Origin of the sequence: Burkholderia sp. AU45388 (assembly GCF_030481585.1) — a bacterium.
GTDB lineage: Bacteria > Pseudomonadota > Gammaproteobacteria > Burkholderiales > Burkholderiaceae > Burkholderia > Burkholderia sola.
Genome location: NZ_JAUJPV010000073.1, coordinates 1 through 907 on the forward strand (window position 1 = coordinate 1; position 907 = coordinate 907).

The following is a 907-nucleotide window of genomic DNA, read 5'->3' on the forward strand; positions in this document are numbered from 1 at the left end:
TCGACCTTGTTGCTGGCGTTCACCACCATCGCGATCGCCTGCCCCTTCTGGTCGTGCGTGACGCCGATCTGCGGCACCAGGAATGCGTTCTCGTTCACGCCTTCCTCGATCCGGGCGCGCACGAACATCCCGGGCAGCAGCACGCGGCCCGGGTTCGGGAACACCGCGCGGATCGTCACCGAGCCGGTGGTCTGATCCACCGTCACGTCCGAGAACTGCAGCTTGCCGGCTTCCGAGTACGTCTTGCCGTCTTCGAGGATCAGCGACACCTTCGCCGCGCCCGGGCCGCTCGTCTTCAGACGGCCGCTCTGCACGTCCTGACGCAGCTTCAGCCCTTCGAGGCTCGACTGCGTGAGGTCCACGTACACCGGATCGAGCTGCTGCACCGTCGACATCAGCGTCGCCTGGCTCGCCTGCACGTACGCGCCCGGCGTCACCTGCGAGATGCCGACGCGCCCGCTGATCGGCGACACGACGTCCGTATAGCCGAGGTTGATCTGCGCGGTGTCGACTGCCGCCTTGCCGGCCGCGACGTCCGCGGCAGCCTGCCCTTGCGTGGCGACCGCGTTGTCGTAGTCCTGCTTGCTGACCGCGTTCGCGGCGACCAGCACCTTGTAGCGCGCGACCAGCGCGTTCTGCGTGACGAGGTTCGCCTGCGCCTTCGCGAGCGTCGCCTTCGCGCTGTTCAGCGCCGCGACGTACGGCGCCGGATCGATCTTGTAGAGGCGCTGACCGGCCTTCACGTCGGTGCCTTCGGTGAATTCACGGCGCAGCACGATGCCGTCGACCCGTGCGCGCACTTGCGCGACGAGGAATGCACTGGTGCGGCCCGGCAGGTCGGTGAAGACCGGTACGGCTTGCGGCTGGACGGTGACGACGCCGACTTCCGGCGTTTGCGGCGGCGGTG

The 907-nt window shown here is 68.2% G+C and carries 1 protein-coding gene; it reads right to left on the reverse strand.

The features are described 5' to 3' along the window. A partial coding sequence (locus QZM72_RS35480) for an efflux RND transporter periplasmic adaptor subunit (protein WP_301740441.1) occupies window positions 1-907 on the reverse strand: 907 nt, incomplete at both ends.